The sequence below is a fragment of the Streptomyces sp. NRRL S-87 genome, from assembly GCF_000719335.1.
Classification (GTDB): domain Bacteria; phylum Actinomycetota; class Actinomycetes; order Streptomycetales; family Streptomycetaceae; genus Streptomyces.
On the sequence record NZ_JOGB01000247.1, the window covers coordinates 1 to 210 of the forward strand.

General features: G+C 71.0%; 1 protein-coding gene. It reads right to left on the reverse strand.

Features of this window, described 5'->3' with window-relative positions:
• On the reverse strand, window positions 1-210 hold a 210-nt coding region (locus IF43_RS37665), incomplete at both ends, for an acyltransferase domain-containing protein (RefSeq protein WP_037891807.1).

The window sequence follows — 210 nt, forward strand, 5'->3', positions numbered from 1 at the left end:
CGCAGCGACCCGAGGACGGCCGCCTCGCGGCCCGCGTCCTCGACCGTCTCCTGGATGCCCACCGTCAGCACCGGATGCGGACTGCACTCCACGAACACGCCGAAGCCCTGATCGAGGAGCGTGCGGGTCGCGGACTCGAACTCCACCGTCCGGCGCAGGTTGCCGAACCAGTAACCGGCATCCAGCTCCGGCCCCTTGACCCACTCCCCC